19 protein-coding genes are annotated in these 19163 nt (G+C 68.9%); 6 read left to right on the forward strand and 13 right to left on the reverse strand.

What is annotated here, in order from left to right; genetic code table 11:
• The first annotated feature begins 3 nt into the window (after positions 1-3).
• Positions 4-525, forward strand: a complete 522-nt coding sequence (locus PV646_RS43280) for an HNH endonuclease (protein WP_500348837.1) — start codon at positions 4-6, stop codon at positions 523-525.
• Here PV646_RS43280 and PV646_RS43285 read toward each other — a convergent pair.
• The 4 genes from PV646_RS43285 to PV646_RS43300 form a co-directional block, all read right to left on the reverse strand.
• Positions 512-1111 carry a hypothetical protein gene (locus tag PV646_RS43285; RefSeq protein WP_500348838.1) on the reverse strand — a complete coding sequence of 200 codons (600 nt, stop codon included), beginning with the start codon at positions 1109-1111 and terminating at the stop codon, positions 512-514. The two genes, PV646_RS43280 and PV646_RS43285, sit on opposite strands and share 14 nt — an antisense overlap.
• A 68-nt stretch (positions 1112-1179) precedes the next feature.
• Positions 1180-4011: a vitamin B12-dependent ribonucleotide reductase gene (locus PV646_RS43290; RefSeq protein ID WP_500348840.1), complete on the reverse strand. Its 2832-nt coding sequence runs from the start codon at positions 4009-4011 to the stop codon at positions 1180-1182.
• Between the two features lie 65 nt (positions 4012-4076).
• Positions 4077-4547, reverse strand: coding sequence for a transcriptional regulator NrdR (gene nrdR, locus PV646_RS43295; protein ID WP_089924179.1), 471 nt, complete (start codon positions 4545-4547; stop codon positions 4077-4079).
• 261 nt (positions 4548-4808) lie between these two features.
• Positions 4809-5093, reverse strand: coding sequence for a hypothetical protein (locus PV646_RS43300; protein WP_452254443.1), 285 nt, complete (start codon positions 5091-5093; stop codon positions 4809-4811).
• A 255-nt stretch (positions 5094-5348) separates the two neighbouring features.
• Here PV646_RS43300 and lexA point away from each other — a divergent pair, with 255 nt between their 5' ends.
• A complete protein-coding gene (lexA, locus tag PV646_RS43305; RefSeq protein WP_500348987.1) occupies positions 5349-5993 on the forward strand; it encodes a transcriptional repressor LexA in 645 nt (214 codons plus the stop codon).
• On the opposite strand, the gene PV646_RS43310 is transcribed toward lexA, so the two are convergent.
• Positions 5977-6717, reverse strand: a complete 741-nt coding sequence (locus PV646_RS43310; protein WP_500348842.1) for a GbsR/MarR family transcriptional regulator — start codon at positions 6715-6717, stop codon at positions 5977-5979. The two genes, lexA and PV646_RS43310, sit on opposite strands and share 17 nt — an antisense overlap.
• Positions 6718-6827: 110 nt before the next feature.
• Between PV646_RS43310 and PV646_RS43315 the strand changes: the two genes are divergently transcribed.
• On the forward strand, positions 6828-7937 hold the full coding sequence (locus PV646_RS43315; RefSeq protein WP_500348843.1) for a cytochrome P450: 1110 nt from the start codon (positions 6828-6830) through the stop codon (positions 7935-7937).
• Positions 7938-7961: 24 nt separating this feature from the next.
• Here PV646_RS43315 and PV646_RS43320 read toward each other — a convergent pair whose 3' ends face one another.
• Genes PV646_RS43320 through PV646_RS43330 form a run of 3 tightly spaced genes read right to left on the reverse strand, consistent with a single transcriptional unit; the run spans position 7962 to position 10901 of the window.
• The gene (locus PV646_RS43320) at positions 7962-8918 is read right to left on the reverse strand and encodes an SdiA-regulated/phytase-like domain-containing protein (protein WP_500348844.1); all 957 of its coding nucleotides are present in this window, start codon (positions 8916-8918) and stop codon (positions 7962-7964) included.
• A complete protein-coding gene (gene hflX, locus PV646_RS43325) occupies positions 8915-10375 on the reverse strand; it encodes a GTPase HflX (RefSeq protein WP_500348845.1) in 1461 nt (486 codons plus the stop codon). The genes PV646_RS43320 and hflX overlap by 4 nt, the downstream gene beginning before the upstream one ends.
• 25 nt (positions 10376-10400) lie before the next feature.
• Entirely contained in the window at positions 10401-10901 is a 501-nt protein-coding gene (locus PV646_RS43330; protein WP_500348847.1) for an ArsR/SmtB family transcription factor, read from the reverse strand.
• 58 nt (positions 10902-10959) lie between these two features.
• Between PV646_RS43330 and PV646_RS43335 the strand changes: the two genes are divergently transcribed.
• Both PV646_RS43335 and PV646_RS43340 read left to right on the forward strand, forming a co-directional pair.
• Positions 10960-12201 carry an MFS transporter gene (locus PV646_RS43335; protein ID WP_500348849.1) on the forward strand — a complete coding sequence of 414 codons (1242 nt, stop codon included), beginning with the start codon at positions 10960-10962 and terminating at the stop codon, positions 12199-12201.
• The gene (locus PV646_RS43340; protein WP_500348851.1) at positions 12194-13075 is read left to right on the forward strand and encodes an SMP-30/gluconolactonase/LRE family protein; all 882 of its coding nucleotides are present in this window, start codon (positions 12194-12196) and stop codon (positions 13073-13075) included. The genes PV646_RS43335 and PV646_RS43340 overlap by 8 nt, the downstream gene beginning before the upstream one ends.
• Before the next feature lie 30 nt (positions 13076-13105).
• Here the strand turns inward: PV646_RS43340 and dapF are convergent, their stop codons facing one another.
• Genes dapF through PV646_RS43355 form a run of 3 tightly spaced genes read right to left on the reverse strand, consistent with a single transcriptional unit; the run spans position 13106 to position 15485 of the window.
• Complete coding sequence (gene dapF, locus PV646_RS43345) at positions 13106-13912, reverse strand: diaminopimelate epimerase (RefSeq protein ID WP_500348853.1); 807 nt, start codon at positions 13910-13912, stop codon at positions 13106-13108.
• A complete protein-coding gene (miaA, locus tag PV646_RS43350) occupies positions 13900-14820 on the reverse strand; it encodes a tRNA (adenosine(37)-N6)-dimethylallyltransferase MiaA (protein ID WP_500348989.1) in 921 nt (306 codons plus the stop codon). The genes dapF and miaA overlap by 13 nt, the downstream gene beginning before the upstream one ends.
• A complete protein-coding gene (locus PV646_RS43355; RefSeq protein WP_500348854.1) occupies positions 14805-15485 on the reverse strand; it encodes a class III extradiol ring-cleavage dioxygenase family protein in 681 nt (226 codons plus the stop codon). Before PV646_RS43355 ends, miaA begins: the two co-directional genes overlap by 16 nt.
• 170 nt (positions 15486-15655) lie before the next feature.
• On the opposite strand from PV646_RS43355, the gene PV646_RS43360 reads away from it, so the two are divergent.
• Positions 15656-17005 carry a DUF349 domain-containing protein gene (locus tag PV646_RS43360; protein WP_500348856.1) on the forward strand — a complete coding sequence of 450 codons (1350 nt, stop codon included), beginning with the start codon at positions 15656-15658 and terminating at the stop codon, positions 17003-17005.
• 136 nt (positions 17006-17141) lie between these two features.
• Here PV646_RS43360 and PV646_RS43365 read toward each other — a convergent pair whose 3' ends face one another.
• Both PV646_RS43365 and miaB read right to left on the reverse strand, forming a co-directional pair.
• Entirely contained in the window at positions 17142-17591 is a 450-nt protein-coding gene (locus PV646_RS43365; protein WP_500348857.1) for an Rv2732c family membrane protein, read from the reverse strand.
• 26 nt (positions 17592-17617) lie between these two features.
• On the reverse strand, positions 17618-19099 hold the full coding sequence (gene miaB / locus PV646_RS43370) for a tRNA (N6-isopentenyl adenosine(37)-C2)-methylthiotransferase MiaB (protein WP_500348858.1): 1482 nt from the start codon (positions 19097-19099) through the stop codon (positions 17618-17620).
• Positions 19100-19163 lie beyond the last annotated feature (64 nt).

The raw sequence follows: 19163 nt of genomic DNA on the forward strand, positions 1-19163 counted from the left end.
CACATGAGCACCAGCAACCGGCAGATCGTCGCGTACTGGGTCGAGCACGAGGTCGACCTCGTCATCGACTGGAGCACTGCTCACGAACGGTGCTGGCGCTGCGGTTACAGGTCCTCACTGGAGCAACACCTCGTAGTTCCCGCGTCGATGGGTGGCAGTCGCACCACGGACAACGTCGTGCTGCTGTGCGGGCGGTGCGTCAGCGAGTCGCCGAGCCACCAGGACCCGCAGTACCTGTGGCGGTGGCTGCGCGCGACCTCCGTGTCGTCGTTCGACACGTACTGGACGCTGCGGGGCTGGGAGGAGTTCGAGGTCATCTTCGGCCGCAAGCCGCTGGAGTGCTTCAAGGAGGCCGCGATCAACCACCGTTCGCTGAACGCCGAGTGCCGGGCGCTCGCGGCGGACGAGTTCGCGCGGACCGTGGTGCGTTTCGGGGAGGGGCGGCTCAACCCGTCGACGATCGCGTGCGTGATCGCGGAGATCGAGAAGAAGCTGGCGGACCGTCACGGCATCACGCTGCCGTGACGCCGCTCCCCTCGTCGGTCACGTCGACCACCAGGGCGGCCGCCCACAGGTCGACCTTCGGGTCGCCGAGGCCGGATTCCGTGAGCCACTCGGCGGCCCGGCGCGCCTGCTGCTCGTCCTCGATCAGTCCCCAGGCTCCCGGCCGCACGCCTGTCGCCTGACCGACGTCGTCGACGAGGCCGTCGAGGCAGGTCCAGGTGTGCCAGATGCCGTGGTCGTGTCCGACCAGTTCGAAACCCCGCACAGGACCGGAGTGCTCGGCGGGAAAGACCTCGCCGCGCGCCAGGCGTGCCGCCACCCCACCGTGCTCCGGGCGCATGACCATGTCCTGGAGCAGGGCCGGTGCGTCAGCGGCGGCGAAGCCCACGGCGAGCACGCGCAGCTCCTCGCGGGTGCGTGCCCGTCCGGCCGAGACCGGGTCGTCGAACCAGTCGTCCCAGCCGTCCCGCATCGCCGGCACCAGGTCCGTGACGCAGCCGCTCATCGAGATCAGTGGACCGCTCGGCAGTCCCGCGTCCTGCCAGTCCTGCCAGGCAGTGCGCGAGAGCACCAGATACCCCGCCAACAGCCGTTCGGTGTCCACCACGCCCCCGTTCGTGCCGAAGCCGGGACGACCACGGTCGCCCCGGCTTCGATCACGCTACTTCAGCTGGATCAGCTGCAGCCGGAGGTGCTGCCGCAGCCCTCGCACAGGTAGCAGGAGCCGGCCGGACGCATCTTCGTGCCACACGTCATGCACAGCGGCGCGTCCGCGGCCTTGCCCAGGTGCAGTTCCAGCAGCTCGGTCGAGCTGCCGACCTGCTTGGGAGCGGACTCGACGGCGGCGTCGACCTGCTTCGGAGCGGCCTCCACCGATCCGCGCAGACCCTCGAGGTCCACATCGGACGTCGCCGGGCCGCCGTACTCGCCCGCGACCTGTGCCGAACGCTCGTCGGCGGTGAAGATGCCGAGCTGCGCGCGCTTGTCGTAGGACAGGTAGTCCAGCGCCAGGCGGCGGAACAGGTAGTCCAGCACCGACGTCGCGATGCGGACGTCCGGGTCGTCGGTCATGCCCGCCGGCTCGAAGCGCAGGTTCTGGAACTTCGAGACGTAGAACTCGAGCGGGATGCCGTACTGCAGGCCCACCGAGATGGACATGGAGAACGCGTCCATCACGCCGGCGAGCGTGGAGCCCTGCTTGCCCAGCTTGACGAAGATCTCGCCGAGGCCGTTGTCCGGGTAGGAGCCGGCGTGCAGGTAGCCCTCGGCGCCACCGACCGTGAACGACACGGTCTGCGACGGGCGCTTCTTCGGCAGGCGCTTGCGGACCGGGCGGTACTCGACCACCGTGTCCGAAGCCTTCTTCTCCTCGGTCGCCTTGGCGCCCTTGCCCGCGGACAGCGGCTGGCCGACCTTGCAGTTGTCGCGGTAGATCGCGAGCGCCTTCAGGCCGAGCTTCCAGCCCTGGTAGTAGATCTCCTCGACGTCCGCGATCGTCGCCGTCTCCGGCATGTTGACGGTCTTGGAGATCGCGCCGGACAGGAACGGCTGAGTGGCCGCCATCATCCGCACGTGGCCCATGGGCGCGATGGAACGCTCGCCCATGGCGCAGTCGAAGACCTCGTAGTGCTCGCGGCGCAGGCCCGGCGCGTCCACGACGTGGCCGTGCTCGCCGATGAACTCGACGATCGCCTCGACCTGCTCGTCCAGGTAACCGAGGGCCTTGAGGGCGCGCGGCACCGTCTGGTTGACGATCTGCATGGAGCCGCCGCCGACGAGCTTCTTGAACTTGACCAGGGCCAGGTCCGGCTCGATACCGGTGGTGTCGCAGTCCATCATCAGGCCGATGGTGCCGGTGGGGGCCAGCACGGACGCCTGGGCGTTGCGCCAGCCGTTCTTCCCGCCGATCTCCAGCGCCTGCTGCCACGCCTCGGTCGCGACCTTGTGCGTGGCCGAGTCGTTCGCGCTGTAGGTGCGGATCAGGTCGTTCGCGGCAGCGTGCTTGCGCATGACGCGCTGGTGAGCCGTGGCGTTGCGCTTGTAGCCGTCGTACGCGCCGACCATGCCCGCGAGCTCGGCGGAACGGCGGTACGAGACACCGGTCATCAGCGAGGTGATGGTCGCGGCAAGCGCGCGGCCGCCCTCGGAGTCGTACGCGTGGCCGGTCGCCATCAGCAGTGCGCCGAGGTTGGCGTAGCCGATGCCGAGCTGGCGGAACTTGCGGGTGGTGTCCGCGATCGGCTCGGTCGGGAAGTCCGCGAAGCAGATCGAGATGTCCATCGCGGTGATGATCAGCTCGACGGCCTTGGCGAACGTGACGGCGTCGAAGCGGCCGTCGTCACCGAGGAACTTCATGAGGTTCAGCGACGCGAGGTTGCAGCTCGAGTTGTCGAGGTGCATGTACTCGGAACACGGGTTGGACGCGGTGATGCGGCCCGACTCGGGGCAGGTGTGCCAGTCGTTGATCGTGTCGTCGTACTGGATGCCGGGGTCGGCGCACTCCCAGGCTGCCTTGGCGAGCTTGCCGAACAGTTCCTTGGCGTCGACGCGCTCGATGACCTCGCCGGTCTGACGGCCGCGCAGGCCGAAGTCGTTGCCGGACTCGTAGGCGTGCATGAACTCGTCCGACACGCGGATCGAGTTGTTCGCGTTCTGGTACTGCACCGACACGATGTCCGCGCCGCCGAGGTCCATGTCGAACCCGGCGTCGCGCAGCGCGCGGATCTTGTCCTCTTCACGCGCCTTGGTCTCGATGAACTCGACGACGTCCGGGTGGTCGACGTCGAGGACGACCATCTTGGCCGCGCGGCGGGTGGCGCCACCGGACTTGATGGTGCCCGCGGACGCGTCGGCGCCACGCATGAACGACACCGGGCCCGACGCGGTGCCGCCGGAGGACAGCAGCTCCTTCGACGAACGGATGCGCGAGAGGTTCAGGCCGGCACCGGAGCCGCCCTTGAAGATCAGGCCCTCCTCGCGGTACCAGTTGAGGATCGACTCCATGGTGTCGTCGACCGCGAGGATGAAGCACGCGCTGACCTGCTGCGGCGAGCTCGTGCCGACGTTGAACCACACCGGCGAGTTGAAGCTGAACACCTGGTGCAGGAGCATGTAGGTGAGCTCGTGCTCGAAGATCTCTGCGTCCTGCTCGCCGGTGAAGTAGCCGTGGTCCTTGCCGGCGCCCACGTAGGTCTTCACGACGCGGTCGATCAGCTGGCGCAGCGACTGCTCGCGCACCTCGCTGCCGACGGCCCCGCGAAAGTACTTGCTGGTGACGATGTTGGTGGCGTTCACCGACCAGGAGGCGGGGAACTCGACACCGCGCTGCTCGAAGTTCACCGAGCCGTCGCGCCAGTTCGTCATGACGACGTCGCGGCGCTCCCACGTGACCTCGTCATAGGGGTGGCTGCCTTCGGTGGTGTAGACGCGCTGGATCTTGAGCGCGGCAGGCTTCGCAGCCGCCCGTGCGGCTGTCTTCTTGGCTGAGCCGCCGACGGTCTCGGTCACGGTGGATCTCCCTAGTGCAGGTGCTTGGAAAAGATGGTTGCCTCACGCGCTTTGGTGCGCGCGGATCACTGCTCGGCCGGTGCTTCCTCGGCTCTCGCAGTGCGAAGATCAAGAATTTCCTTCTCGAAGTCCTCGACGGACGAGAAGGACCTGTAAACGCTCGCGAAGCGCAGATAAGCGACCTCGTCGAGCTCACGCAGGGGGCCGAGAATGGCGAGCCCCACCTCATGGCTGGCGATTTCCGCGCACCCCGTCGACCGGATCGACTCTTCCACCTGCTGTGCCAGCACCTGGAACGCGTCCTCGTCGACCGGGCGGCCCTGGCACGCCCTGCGCACGCCCACGACGACCTTGTCGCGGCTGAAAGGTTCCGTCACGCCGGAGCGCTTGACCACGGCGAGAACCGCTTCTTCGACCGTGGTGAACCTGCGGCTGCAGCTGTTGCAGGAGCGCCGACGACGGATCACCTGACCCTCGTCGACCTCGCGGGAGTCGACCACCCGCGAGTCCGAATGGCGGCAGAACGGACACCGCACGCCACCTCACCCCTTCCCCCGCGCAGCACCCATCGCAGCAGCCTCACTGGTCGGGTTACCCACAACCTGTGGACTACTTACAACGGTGCAACCACTAGATGTAGGGGTAGAACCTAGATCGCAACCGACGCGGACGCAACTCGACACACCACTCGAACGGGGGAACGTTGCGCCGATCAGCGGCGATTACGCAAAAAAGCCCGCCGGTGACGGAGCGTTCACGTCACGGCGGGCACCGAAACACAAGATGTAGGGGCAGGCCTACGGGGTGACCCCCGCCTGCTGTAGGTAGAGCACACCGAGCGCGACGACCGTCAGAGCGCTCAGGACACCGACGGCGACGAGTTCGAACAGCGACTCGCGCTTCGGCCGGACCTCGCACGAGCTGGACTCGCGCCTGGCAGGCACCACGACCGGATGCGGCCTCGTCGCCGGGCGGCGCGGCATGACCCTGGGCCCCGAACGGAGTGGACGTCCCGCTGCGACATCCGCGTCCTCGACAACGCGCAACCGCTTCTCGACGAGCACCGCCATCACGACCTCCATCGCAGGTCAAACACCTTGATCGAACAGGGGTTCGATCGAACGTCCGTGCGAATTTCTACCAGACCCGCTCTTCGAACGCCACAACACGCGCCCAAATACCTCGAACAGGTGTTTGATCTGTGCAGCAAACACGACTACCGTCGAGCACGAAGATCGACGGAGGCCGGAATCCCATTCGAACTGGGGGCGGCGAGGAGGACAGCGACCGTGGCAGGCAAGACGATCGACCCGGATCCCGCTCTTGTGGAGACACAGATGAACGAGATCGCGGGGAACGCCGGCCTGACTCTGCGTCAGCGCAAGGTGCTCGACGTGATCCGCGATTGGGTCGACCGTTTCGGCTACCCGCCGAGCGTGCGCGAGATCGGCGAGGCCGTGGGCCTCACGTCGACCTCGTCCGTCGCGTACCAGTTGCGCGCGCTGGAGCGGAAGGGCTTCCTGCGCCGCGACCCGAACCGCCCGCGCGCGGTCGGGATGCTGCCCAACGAGATCGACGCCGGTCTCGACCCGATGTCCAAGCCGACGCCCGCGTACGTGCCGATGCTCGGCCGGATCGCTGCCGGTGGCCCGATCCTGGCCGAGGAGTCGATCGAGGACGTGTTCCCGCTGCCGCGTGAGATCGTCGGCGAGGGTGAGCTGTTCCTGCTGCGCGTCGTCGGTGACTCGATGGTCGACGCCGCGATCACCGACGGCGACTGGGTCGTGATCCGCAAGCAGCCCACGGCCGACCAGGGTGAGATCGTCGCCGCCATGATCGACGGCGAGGCGACCGTGAAGACGTTCAAGCGCAAGGACGGCCACGTGTGGCTGATGCCGCACAACCCGGCCTACCAGCCGATCAACGGCGACGAGGCCACCATCCTGGGCAAGGTCGTGACCGTGCTCAGGCGTCTCCCGTAACTTCTCCGCGGGCCCGCTTCTTCTTGTCGAAGAAGTCGAGCCACTTCTCGCGCGTGGCGTCCATGTCCACGACGACGAACGCGAAGAACTGCCCCATGTCCTTGAGGCGGGCACCGACCGGCGTGTCGAGACCGAAGATCTCGGCACCGTCCAGTCCGGTGTCCGCCCAGGTCGCGTTGCGCTGCCCGCTGGAAAGCCACGCCCGGTACCAGAGGTCGTCGCCCAGGTAGTAGCGCACGCGTTTGCCGTCGCGTTCGCTGTGCAGCAGGTCGATCTCCTGCAGGTAGGCCGTCGACCGCGAGACCGTCGCCGGGCTGACCGACAGCCGCAGCACCAGTTCGGTCGCGGTCAGGCTGCCCTTGTCGGTCATGAAGATCTCGGCGAGGATCCGCGCCGCTGTGCGCGACAGTCCGGTCTGGCGGAAGACCGCGAGCAGCCTCAGGTGAAACTCCTGCACCTTCACCGGACTGCGGTCGAACGAGTACGCCTCCTCGTCGATGTCGAGGTCGTCGACGGAGGGCATCCGGCGCATCGCCCGCTCGCTCGCCGCACGGTGCGCGGCGCCCGGCCGGTAGCTGTTGTGGCCACCGTTGCGGGCGACTTCGCGCTGGATCGTCGAGGCAGGCCTTTGCAACCGCCTGCCGATCTCGGAGTACCCCAGCCCGTCCCAGAGGAACTGGGCGATGAGCTGCCGTTCTTCTTCGTCTAGCCGCTTACCAGGCACAACCCCATGGTGCCTTGCGCTTCAAGCCATTGCAATGAGTCTTTTGACTTCGTCCGCAAACGTTTTTAGCTTGCGGGGAGGGGAAACGAACTCGTTGCAAAGGGGGAGCAATGCCACTGAGTCCGATGACGTTCCCGGACGGGCACGCCGGTTGGCGGGCGCACGACCACGCGACTGTCCGCGCGGTGCTCGCGGACGGCCGGTTCAGCATCCGGCCGGATCTGATGCACAACCCGTTCGGGCCGGGCAGCCCTGGGGACGCGCCGCCGTCGCCGCCCGGTGCGTTCACCGATCACGACCCGCCGGACCACACGCGGTACCGGAGCAGGCTGACCGGTCAGTTCACGGTGCGGCGGATGCGGCTGCTCGCCGAGCGGCTCGAGGTGATCACGGGCGAGCACCTCGACTCGCTGGCCGCGCAGGGGTCGCCGGCCGACCTGGTCGAGCACTTCGCGGTGCCCGTGCCCGGGCTGATGATCTGCGAGCTGCTCGGGGTTCCGTACGAGCGGCGGACGGAGTTCCAGCAGGACGCGATGCTGCTGACCGGGGCCAGCGGCGCGGAGGCCGACGAGGCTGCCGCGATGTTCGCCGCGTTCGAACGGCTTCAGTTGTTCATGCTGGAGATGGTCGCGGCCAAGCGGGCGCGGCCGACTGACGACGTGCTCAGCGATCTGGTCAACGCGGACCACGACCTGAGCGACGACGAGATGGCCACGATGGGCATGGCGTTGCTCGGCGGCGGGCTCGACACGACCACCAACATGTTGTCGCTCGGGACGCTGGAACTGCTGCGCGAGCCGGCTCGGGTGGAGGCGATGCTCGCTGATCCGGGGGCGGCCGTCGAGGAGCTGCTGCGATATATCAGTCTGACGCCCGCTACGGCGCGGACCGCGGTCGAGGACGCCGAGATCGAGGGTGTCGTCGTGCGTGCGGGAGACACCGTGTTCGTCGAGCTGGGGTCGGCGAACCGGGATCCGGCTCGCTACGCCGACCCGGATGTCCTGGACCTGGCTCGGGGTACGGCGGGGCATCTCGCGTTCGGGCACGGCATCCACCAGTGCATCGGGCAGCACCTGGCGCGGATCGAGTTGAAGATCGCCTATCCCGGGCTGTTCACTCGGTTCCCGAAGTTGCGGCTCGCCGTCGCCGAGGACGAGCTGCCGCACCGGGCGAGCCTGGTGATCGGCGGGCTGGAGCGGATGCCCGTCGCCTGGGACTGATATATCGGATATCAGGCCCCAGAATTAGGCACGGCGGCGGAAGCGCAGGCCGATGACCAGGGCGACGACGAGCACGATGCCGCCCAGGCTCAGTGCCAGGGGCCAGTTCTGCCACGCGCCGCCTGACGAGTCCGACGGCGCGGCCTCCGGCTGGTCGGCGGCCGCTGGTGGCGTCGTGGCCGTCGGCGGTGGTGGCTGGGCCAGGGCCGCGGCGCCCGCGACGGCGCGGATCGGGGTGCCCGCACCTTCGGAGGCGGAGAGCAGGGTGCCGTCCGGGTCGAAGGCGATGGCCTCGCCCTGGGGCTCGTTCGGCAGCGGGACGCGGACCGGGTCGCCGGACAGGGCCTTGACGACGTCACCGTCGGGGACCGGGTAGAGGTACGCGTCGGTGTAGGTGCGCAGGGCGATGACGGAGCCGTCGGCCATGGAGGCCGCTCCGGTCACCAGGCGCGAGTCGAGGGTGCCTTCCAACGGGCCGCCGGGCGTGTCCGTCGACGACAGCGACACGCGGGTGACCTGCTCCAACGGCACCGATATATCAGTTCGGAGCGGGGCCGTCGGGCGATATACCAGCGCGGAACCGAGAGGTTCCTTGGTGATGATGTACGGCGTTCCGGACTTGTCGATGAGCAGCGCCTCGGCGTCGTGCTTGCCGTCCGGGTAGGTGACGCGGAACCGCTCCACGGCGCCCGAAGGCGAGACCTTGTGCAGGGCGACCGTGGAGCGGGACTTGCCGTTGTCGCCGGTGTCGGACGCCCAGAGGGTGCCGTCCGGCGTCATCGCCAGGTCCTCGACGTCGTACGGGTCGACGGGCGCGGTGATCGTGCGTGTCACCACGCAGTCTCGGCCCATGACCTGGATGCGCAGCGTCCCGTTGTCGCTGTCGCTGACGGCGAAGAACTGCTTGCCGTCGGACGTGAGCCCGGAGAGCTCCTGCATGGCTACCGGGCACACGTCCACCGGTGGAGGCGGGAGGATCAAGCAGGCGTCCCGTTCGTCGCGAACTCCTCGAGCACGCCGGCGAGGTCCGGACGCACACGGGCGTTGAGCAGAGTGCCCGACTCCGTGTGCTTCTCGGACAGCACCTCGCCGTCGCGGTGCACGCGGGCGACGACCTCGCCGCGCGCGTACGGCACGAGGGCCTCGACCACGACCTCAGGACGTGGCATCAGCTCGGCGATGCGGACCCGCAGCTCCTCGATGCCGAGGCCCGAGTGCGCCGACACGAACTCGGCGTCCGGGAACAGGTGCCGCAGCCGGGCCATGCCCAGGTCGCCCACGGCGTCGATCTTGTTCACGACGAGCAGCTCACGCGGCATCGGCGTGCCGGACTCGTCGTTGATCTCGGCGAGGACCTCCCGCACGGCCTTGACCTGCTTCTCCGGCATGCCGTCGGAACCGTCGACCACGTGCACGAGCAGGTCGGACTGGCCGACCTCCTCCAGCGTGGAGCGGAACGCCTCGACCAGCTGGTGCGGCAGGTGCCGGACGAAGCCGACCGTGTCCGTCAGCGTGTACGGCAGGCCATCGGGCGTCAGCGCGCGGCGCGTCGTCGGGTCGAGGGTGGCGAACAGCGCGTCCTCCACCAGTACACCGGCGCCCGTCAGCGCGTTGAGCAGCGACGACTTGCCCGCGTTGGTGTAGCCCGCGATCGCGATGCTCGGGATCTCGTTCGCCGTGCGGCGGCCCCGCTTGGTCTCGCGGACGACGCCGATCGCGGCGATCTCGCGGCGCAGTTTGGCGATGCGCGCGCGGATCCGTCGGCGGTCGGTCTCGATCTTGGTCTCACCGGGACCGCGCAGACCCACGCCGCCGTTGCCGCCACCGGCACGACCGCCGGCCTGCCTCGACAGCGACTCACCCCAACCGCGCAGTCGCGGCATCAGGTACTGCAGCTGGGCCAGCTCGACCTGCGCCTTGCCCTCCTTGGACTGCGCGTGCTGCGCGAAGATGTCCAGGATGAGCGCGGTGCGGTCGATGACCTTGACCTTGAGCTTCTCCTCCAGCTGACGCAGCTGGCCGGGCGAGAGCTCACCGTCGCAGATCACCGTGTCCGCGCCGGTCGACTGCACGACGTCCCGCAGCTCCGAGACCTTGCCGGAGCCGATGTACGTCGCCGCGTCCGGCTTGTCACGGCGCTGCACCACGCCTTCGAGCACCTCGGAGCCGGCGGTCTCGGCGAGGCGCGCGAGCTCGGCCATCGACGCGTCGGAGTCCGCTGCCGTGCCCTCGGTCCACACCCCGACGAGCACGACCCGCTCCAGGCGAAGCTGGCGGTACTCGACCTCGGTGACGTCCTCGAGCTCGGTGGACAGCCCCGCGACGCGGCGCAATGCCGCGCGCTCGACGCGTTCGAAGTCACCGGTGGAGAGTTCTTCCTCTTCCCAGGTGGTGTCGAACTCGGGGTCGAACTCTGTGCTCTGGATGTTTTCCGTCATTTGCCCTTCATCGTCCCACGGACAGTTAGTCCCCCGGATACACCGCGAGGTAGATCGCCACACGGGGAACATCCGGATTGACCGGTTGCGCGGCCAGCTCATCCATCAACGAAGCGAGCCGCTGCTTTAGTTCCTCCGGGTCGACGGTCACGACCAGACGGCTCTGATCCACGTCACTGAGCCCGATGTCGGCGACCTCGCCGAGGAAAGCGTGCAACATCGCCTCGCCGACGGCGACCGCATTTTCGCTGTTGTCGAGCTGCCAGGACAGCCCTGTCGACCGATAGGGGATCTCTTTCGCGCCCCGGTTGCCCGCGCGTGACGGCATCGCCTCCAGGAATCCGGCGGCGACGAGCTTGCGCACGTGGTGCAGCGTCGTGGCCGGGTCCTTGCCCAGGCGTTGCGCCAGCTCCTTGTTGGTGAGCGGGCGCTCGAACGTCATGCGGATCATCCGCAACCGCAGGTCAGAGCTCAGGGCGGCGGCTTCCTGACTCGTCGCGGGACGTCGCTTCCGGGAGAGTGGCACGGGCCCAGTCTAGTTGAGTGATTGACAGTTTCCAATCACTCGGCGCAGACTCCCCGCCATGACGCTTTGGGGGCATCACGACTTCCGCCGGCTGTGGATCGGCGACACGATCAGCCAGTTCGGTGTGAGCATCGGCATCACGGTCATCCCGCTGCTCGCGGCAGGCGCGCTGCACGCGACACCGTTCGAGATGGGACTGCTCGCCGCCGCGAGCACCGTGGCGTTCCTGCTGATCGGGCTTCCGGCGGGCGTCTGGGTCGACCGCATGCACCGCAAGCCGCTGATGATCGCGATGGACGTCGCCCGCGCCGCGCTGATGCTGAGCGTGCCCGTCGCGGGGTGGATGGGTGTGCTCGACCTGCCGCAGCTGATCGTCGTGAGTCTCGCGATCGGCGTGTGCACCGTCTTCTTCGACGTCGCGTACCAGTCGTACCTGCCGTCGCTCGTGGGACGCGACCAGCTGGTCGAGGGCAACTCGAAACTGCAGGCCAGCATGTCCGTGGCGGACGTGTCGGGACCGGCGATCGGCGGGTACGTGGCGCAGTTCCTCGGCGCGGCCAACGGCGTGCTCGCGACGGGCCTCGGTTACCTGAGCTCGGCGTTCTTCCTGTTCCGGATCAGGACGGTGGAGACCACGCCGGAACGCCACCCCGACCCGCACCTGCGGCGCGAGATCATGGAGGGGCTGCGGTTCGTCTTCGGCAACCCCACCCTGCGCAAGATCGTGGCCTGCACCGGTACGTCGAACTTCTTCCACGGTATCCAGAACGCCGTGAGCGTGCTGTTCCTGCTGCGGGTCGCGGGGCTGAGCGAGGGCACGGCGGGTCTGGTCTTCAGCGCCAGCGGTGTCGGCGGCGTGCTCGGCGCCATGGTCGCGCACCGACTCGGCGTGCTGATCGGACAGGCTCGCCTGATCTGGCTCGTGCCGATGCTGACCTGGCCTTTCGTGCTGCTGATGCCGCTCACGAAGCCTGGCTGGGGCATCACGTTCGCGATGGCAGGGCTCGCGATCAGCGCGTTCGGCGTCGTCGTCTACAACGTCGGCCAGGTGAGCTACCGGCAGGCGATCTGCCCTGATCACCTGCTGGGCCGGATGAACGCCTCGATCCGCTGGGTGGTGTGGGGCGCGACGCCGCTGGGCGCGCTGCTGGGCGGCGGGCTCGGCACGTGGATCGGGATCGTGCCGACGCTGTGGGTGTCCCTGATCGGCTCGGTGGCCGGGATGTTGTGGGTGCTGTTCTCGCCGTTGCGGACTATGCGGGACCTGCCGGCCGCGTCTAGCGTCGAGGCCCATGGCTGACACGAGGGTTGTGCGGGAAGGTCTCCACTTCGGCGAGGGGCCGCGACGCGGTCCCGACGGCCGCCTCTACTACTCCGACTTCTACGCGGGCGAGGTGCACGCCCTCGACCTGACGACCGGTGACGACGAGGTCGTCGTGGCCTTCGACGGTCAGCCCTCGGGCCTCGGCTGGCTGCCCGACGGCCGATTGCTGGTCGTCTCGATGCTCGACCGCACGGTCCGCCGTCTCGAAGGCGACGACCTCGTCCTGCACGCTGATATATCGGATATCGCGACGTTCCACGCCAACGACATGCTCGTCGACGGCGAGGGCCGCGCGTACGTCGGCAACTTCGGCTTCGACCTGCACGGGCTGATCGACGAGGTCGGCATCCCGCGACTGCTCGAACCGGACTTCGACCCGCAGGGCGCCGCGCTGGCACTCGTTCAGCCCGATGGTTCGGTCAGCGTCGTCGCCGAGGACCTCAAGTTCCCGAACGGCATGGCGCTGCTGCCCGACCCGACGGGCGAGTCGGAGAGCGGCAGCATCCTCGTCGTCGCCGAGACCGTTGCGTTTCAGCTCACTTCGTTTTCGGTCGACCGCAACGGATCGTTGCAAAACCGCAGGGTGTGGGCCGATGTGAAGGAGTTCGGGATCGCGCCGGACGGGATCGCGGGTGACGGGGACGGCGTGTGGGTGGCGCCGGCGTTGCAGCCCGCGGCGTTCCGGGTGACGGAGGGCGGCAAGATCACACATCGGGTCGAGACGACGCAGACGGTGTTCGCCGTCGCCGTCGTCGACGACCACCTCGTGTGCCTGACGGCGCCGGACTCGAACCCGTCCGTGGTCAAGCCCGAGCGGCTCGGGAAGATCGAGGTCTACCCGCTGCACTGATATGCGATATATCAGTTAGCGCCTCAAAGCTCAGGCGAGGGCGTCCCACCAGGACTTGTCGAGCTCGCCGCGCGCGACGAGCACGGCAGGTCCGGTGAGGGTCGACGTCGTCGGCTCGATGGTCACGACGACCTGGCCGCCGAGGACGTCGACGGTCGCCGAGCCGGTGGTCCTGCCCTGGCCCGCGAGCCACGAGGCGACGGACGCGACGGTGCCGGTGCCGCACGAGCGGGTCTCCCCCACGCCGCGCTCGTAGACGCGCATGCGCAGCGCGGCGTCGCCGATCACGTTGATGAGCTCGACGTTCACGCCGTGCGGGAACATCACCGGGTCGAAGCCGGGCGGCACGGTGAGGTCGAAGCCCTCGACCGGGACGTCGGTGACGCACGCCAGGTGCGGGTTGCCCACGTCGACCGCGAAGCCGCCGATGCCGGCGCCGTCGACCGCGGCGATGGACGTGCCGGTGACGCGTGCGGGACCCATGTCGTTCGTGACGGAGCCGTCCGGGTGCGTCGTCACCGTCCGGTCACCGGCGCGGGTCCCCACCACGAACTCGCCCTGCGGCTGGTGGCCCGCGTCGACGAGGTAGCGGGCGAAGACGCGCAGGCCGTTGCCGCACATCTCGGCGATGGAGCCGTCGGCGTTGCGGTAGTCCATGAACCACTTGCCGCCGGAGGTGCCATCGGACCGGACGACGCGCAGCACGCCGTCGGCGCCCAGGCCGCGCTGCCGGTCGCACAGCGCCTGCACGCGCGCGACGGTCAGGTCCAGCTGGTCATCGAGGTCGGGCAGGATGACGAAGTCGTTCTCCGTGCCGTGCCCCTTCACGAACTCCACGGGACAAGGCTACCGGCGGCGTCCAAAAGATCCGGGCGAGCACCGTCGAGCCAGGTGATGCGCTGGTCACGCCGGAACCACGACCGCTGCCGCCGCACGAACCGGCGGGTGGCGCGTTTGGTCTCCTCGGCGGCGAAGTCGATCGTGCAGGCTCCGTCCATTGCGGACAGCACCTGCTGGTAGCCGAGGGCGCGGGACGCGGTCTTGCCGTCACGCAGGCCGATCCGGACGAGGGCGCGCACCTCGGCCTCCAGGCCGGACGCGAACATCTGGTCCACCCTCAGGTCGACCCGGGAGTCCAGTTCGGACACCTCGCGGTCGACGCCGATCTGGACGGTGCCGTACCGGGCGGGGCCGGGCTTGGGCAGGTTCGCCGAGAACGGTTGCCCCGTCAGCTCGATGACCTCCAGCGCGCGCACGATGCGGCGGCCGTTGGACGGCAGGATCGCGATCGCGGCGGCCGGGTCGAGCTCCTGCAGGCGCCGGTGCAACGCCTCGGAGCCCGAGGACGCCAGTTCGGCCTCGAAGCGCAGGCGCACGGCGTCGTCGGTGCCGGGGAACTTCAGGTCGTCCAGCACCGCCTGCACGTAGAGCCCCGAACCACCGACGAGCACCGGGGTGCGGCCCGCGGCGAGCAGGTCCTCGACGACGGCCCGCGTCTCGCGCTGGTAGGCGGCCACGGACGCGGTCTCCGTGACGGACAGGACGTCGAACAGGTGGTGCGGCACGCCCCGGCGTTCGGCGACGGGCATCTTGGCCGTGCCGATGTCCATGCCGCGGTAGAGCTGCATGGCGTCGGCGTTGACGACCTCTCCCCCGAACCGTTCCGCGAGCGCGACGGCCAGGTCGGACTTGCCGGTCGCGGTGGGTCCGACGACTGCGATGGGGGTGATCACGGGCGCTCCCAGACAGCGACGTGGTAGCCCACGCCGAACGGTGCGAAGAACTCGGCACTGGCGCAACGCCACGGTCCGGGCACGCCGGCGAGGACCTGCCACGCCGCACGGCCCTGCGCGCCGAGTTCGCGGGCGAGGTCGAGGTCGAGGGCGAGCAGGCCGTCCACGTCGGCCGCGGCAAGCAGAGTGTGGACCAAAGAATCAAAAGGTCCCGAACGCTCGTCGTCCGATCCGGGTGAGCGCGGGCCGTGCCGGGTCGAGCCGTCGCCCAGAACGAGGAGGCCGGCGTCCTCGGACGCGAGTTGTTGTCCAAACGAGACACAATCGGAGACGGGCAGGTCACGCGGTACGAGTTCGACGCGTGACACCTCGACTGCGCAGCGTTCCCGAAGCCACGCGGTGATTAGCACTGGCAACGGAATCCGGGCGTCCGGGGCCAGGTCACCGCCGAGTGACGCGGGCAGATCGACCCCATAACCGAGAAAACTTCCCGACAACGGAGGCACGTAGGTCGCACGGCCACCGTCGTCCACTGCCACCGCGACCCACGGACCGGGCAGTTTTCCTGCTGCGGCAAGGGTTGCGGCGCGCACGGACTCGGTTTCGGCGGCGGCTCCCACGACCAGTTCTGGCACCAGAAGAGGTGGGTGCGGCACCACCACAGCGCGGGTGATCACAACGAACCAGGCTACCTATCGTGGACTCCCAGTACCGAGTCGAGCTCTGACCTGTTTGAATGCGCGCGGGGAACTGGGGACGGGAGACCCTCCAGCGCCCGTATTGCATCGGCCCCGCTTCTGGCGGGGCGCCCGTGGCAGGCACGGGCGTCAGATGGGAGGAACCGGCGATGTCGGAGCAGGACAGCACACCGGAGGCCGTGGCCGAGACCGCTCCAGTGGCGGTCGCAGCCGAGGGCGGGGTCGAGGAAACGCCGAAGGAGACCCCGCCGCAGGCGTCGCCTCCGGCCGTCCCCGTGGCGTCGGACCACCCTGACCGCTGGGGGCGCGTGGACGCCGACGGCACCGTGTACGTGAAGACCGAGGACGGCGAACGTGCTGTCGGGTCGTGGCAGGCCGGTGAGCCGGTCGAGGGTCTCGCGCACTTCGCGCGGCGCTTCGACGACCTGCGCACCGAGGTCGAGCTGCTCGTGTCGCGGCTCAAGTCCGGCGCCGGCGACCCCAAGCACGCCCTCACCAGCGCGAAGCACGTCAAGGAGCAGCTCGCCGAGGCCGCCGTCGTCGGCGACCTGAAGGCGCTGGCCGCCCGTGTCGAGCACGTGCTGGTGCAGGCCGAGGCCGGCATGGAGAAGGCGAAGGAGGCCAAGGAGGCCGCCCGAGCCCAGTCCGTGGCGCGCAAGCAGGCGCTCGTCGACGAGGCCGAGTCGATCGCGAACGAGTCGACGCAGTGGAAGGTCGCGGGCGACCGGCTGCGCCAGATCCTCGACGAGTGGAAGACCATCCGCGGCGTCGACCGCAAGACCGACGAGCAGTTGTGGCGCCGGTTCTCGAAGGCCCGTGACGCGTTCAACCGCCGTCGCGGCTCGCACTTCGCGGACCTCGACCGCCAGCGTTCGGTCGCGAAGGGCTCCAAGCAGGCGCTCGTCGACGAGGCCGAGAAGCTCGTCGACTCCGACGACTGGGGCCCCACGGCCGGTCGTTACAAGGAGCTGATGGTCGAGTGGAAGGCCGCCGGGCGTGCGCCCAAGGAGGCCGACGACGCGCTGTGGCAGCGGTTCCGGGCGGCGCAGGACGCGTTCTTCCAGAAGCGTTCCGAGGCGTTCAGCGAGCGGGACGCCGAGTTCTCGGCCAACGCGAAGCTGAAGGAGGAGCTGCTCGCCGAGGCCGAGGGCATCGACCCGTCGGGTGACCTCGAGGCGGCCCGCAACGCCCTCTACAAGATCCAGGAACGCTGGGACGCCATCGGCAAGGTGCCGCGTGAGCGCATCCGCGACCTCGAGGGCAAGCTCCGCTCCATCGAGGAGCGGGTCCGCGGCGCGGTCGACGCCCAGTGGCGCCGGTCCGACCCCGAGGCCGAGGCCCGCGTGGCCCAGTTCCGCGAGCGCGTGGAGCAGTTCGAGGCGCAGGCCGCCAAGGCCCGTGCCGCGGGCGACAAGCGCCGCACCGAGCAGGCCGAGGCTCAGGCCGCCCAGTGGCGTGAGTGGCTCGCCGCCGCTGAGCAGGCGCTGGCGACCCGCTAGAGGTTCTAACGTCTGAGGGCCCCTCTCCCAGTGGAGAGGGGCCCTCAGACGTTCTCAGCGGGAAGTTCGCCACTTCTGGTCGTCGCCGCCGAGCAGCGACACCGATCAGCCAGGTGCCGTTCTCACAGCGGTCCGATCACAGCTGGGGCGGGCGCGAGGCCGCGATCTTCACCCACTTGACCAGCAGCACGATCACGGCGATCACCGCGATGATCAGCCCGAGCCCCGGGCCGGGACCGATCGTCTTGTTGCTCGTCGTGGTCTGCTGCGTCCAGATCGACAGCACACCGATGATCGACCCCGCGAACAGCCCCAGCGAGCACACCCACGTGAGGCCCCAGCGCCGCACCGCGAGCGTGACGCCGGAACCGACGACGCCGAAGCCGAGAGCCAGGTACGAGAACAGCTTCGGGAGGAACAGCGCCGACTCGCCGAGCACGACCTGCAGGCCCGTGTACTCGCCGATCCACGGCAGGACCAGCGACACCAGGATCGCGAGCACCGCGATCGAGATCGTCAGCGCGCCCTGACCGGGATCGATGCGCTTGGCCGCTTCGTGCTCCACCGAGTCGATTTCCTTGCGCAAGAAGTCGTCCGATTCTCTTGGATCACTCACTGAGCCGCGCACCCCGAGACAGCGGGCAACGGCGCGGGCGCTCCGAACGAGGGCAGACCCAGGCCGATGCCCGCGGTCTTGGGCTTGATGCCGGCCTCGGAGCGGTCGCCGGCCTTGGTGCGGCGCCACGTCAGCGGTTCGCCGTCCGCGACGAGGTAGTGCGGGGCCGCGTACGTCACGACGGTCTCGACGACGTCGCCGGGACGCGGAGCCGTCGCGCCAGGAGTGAAGTGCACGAGACGGCCGTCGCGCGCACGGCCGCTCATCCGCTGGGTCTCGGCGTCGCGCTTGCCCTCACCGGTCGCGACGAGGACCTCGACCGTGCGGCCGACCTGCTCGATGTTCAACGAGTGCGTCATCTCGTTCTGCAGCGCCACGAGCCGGTCGAAGCGCTCCTGCACGACGGCCTTGGGCAACTGGTCCGGCAGGTCGGCGGCCGGGGTGCCGGGGCGCTTCGAGTACTGGAACGTGAACGCGGAGGAGAACCGCGCCTGGCGCACCACGTCGAGCGTGCCCTGGAAGTCCTCCTCGGTCTCGCCGGGGAAGCCCACGATGATGTCCGTGGTGATCGCGGCGTCCGGCATCGCGGCACGGACCTTCTCGATGATCCCCAGGTACTTCTCGGTGCGGTACGAGCGGCGCATCGCCTTGAGCAGACGGTCCGAACCGGACTGCAGCGGCATGTGCAGGCTGGGGCACACCGCGGGCGTCTCGGCCATGGCGGCGATGACGTCGTCGGTGAAGTCCTTGGGGTGCGGGGAGGTGAAGCGCACGCGCTCCAGCCCGTCGATCTCGCCGCAGGCGCGCAGCAGCTTGCCGAACGCCAGCCTGTCGCCGAACTCGACGCCGTAGGAGTTGACGTTCTGCCCCAGCAGCGTCACCTCCAGCACACCCTCGTCGACGAGCGTCTGCACCTCGGCGAGCACGTCGCCGGGACGGCGGTCCTTCTCCTTGCCGCGCAACGAGGGCACGATGCAGAACGTGCAGGTGTTGTTGCAGCCCACCGAGATCGACACCCATCCCGAGTAGGCGGAGTCGCGCGCGGCCGGCAGCGACGACGGGAACGTCTCCAGCGAGTCGAGGATCTCGACCTGTGCCTCGGAGTTGTGGCGGGCGCGTTCGAGCAGCACCGGCAGCGACCCGATGTTGTGCGTGCCGAACACGACGTCCACCCACGGCGCGCGCCGGACGATCTCGCTGCGGTCCTTCTGCGCGAGGCAGCCGCCGACGGCGATCTGCATGTTCGGATTCGCCGTCTTCTGCGGGGCCAGGTGGCCCAGCGTGCCGTACAGCTTGTTGTCCGCGTTCTCACGGACCGCGCAGGTGTTGAAGACGACGACGTCCGCCTGCTCGTCCTCGGTGGCACGCGCGTAGCCCGCGTCTTCCAGCAGACCGGCGAGCCGCTCGGAGTCGTGCACGTTCATCTGACACCCGAACGTGCGGATCTGGAAGCTTTTGCGAACTTGCGCGGTACTCACAGGAACACGATAACCCCTGGTCACACGCCCGAGTCTCGCGGACCGGGCAAAGGCGGCCCCATCC

This window comes from Streptomyces sp. ID05-26A, assembly GCF_033794685.1.
Classification (GTDB): domain Bacteria; phylum Actinomycetota; class Actinomycetes; order Mycobacteriales; family Pseudonocardiaceae; genus Lentzea.